This is a genomic window from Komagataeibacter oboediens, from assembly GCF_003207815.1.
Lineage (GTDB): Bacteria > Pseudomonadota > Alphaproteobacteria > Acetobacterales > Acetobacteraceae > Komagataeibacter > Komagataeibacter oboediens.
In genome coordinates, this window is record NZ_NKTX01000257.1 from 1 (window position 1) to 609 (window position 609).

At 57.8% G+C, this 609-nt stretch carries 1 protein-coding gene and 1 pseudogene; both read left to right on the forward strand.

Annotation, left to right across the window (positions count from 1 at the left end; genetic code table 11):
* Nucleotides 1-381: ATP-binding protein (locus CFR80_RS18720; RefSeq protein ID WP_181418227.1), on the forward strand; the 381-nt coding region annotated here is incomplete at its 5' end.
* 130 nt (nt 382-511) lie between these two features.
* A pseudogene (locus tag CFR80_RS18725) lies at nt 512-609 on the forward strand (Tn3 family transposase); the annotation flags it as partial.

Here is a 609-nt window from a genome sequence, read left to right on the forward strand (position 1 = left end):
GCCATTGGCCGGAGCTGCATCCGCACAGGTCGGCGTGGCCGGTTCTTCAACGTGGTGGACCTGGTCAACCGGCTTGAGGCTGACAGTCGGGCGGCAAGGGCGGGTCGGCTGGCCGAACAACTCGGCCGACTGGACTTTGTCATCCTCGACGAACTGGGATATCTGCCATTTGCCCAGTCTGGCGGGCAGTTGCTGTTCCATATGATCAGCCGCCTTTATGAACAGACCTCGGTCATTGTCACCACGAACCTGTCCTTCGGTGAATGGGCCAGTGTATTCGCCGACGCCAAGATGACCACGGCACTGCTCGACCGTCTGACCCATCACTGCGACATCATCGAGACAGGGAACGAAAGCTGGCGGTTCAGGAACCGTAACTGAACCTCTCTCCAGATCCATACCTGCCCCGGCCTGTCTCCTTACGCCTACGGCTTCAGGAGACAGGCCGGGCCTTCAACAGGGGGTTAATATTGCATGCCGATCAGGGGTTATTTTTGAGTGCCGATTGACACTCGGATCTTACCCCCGTCAGAATGGTCTGGCTGTGGCTTTGCGCGAAGTCGGCCGGATCGAACGGTCAATTTTTATGCTCGACTGGATACAGGATCT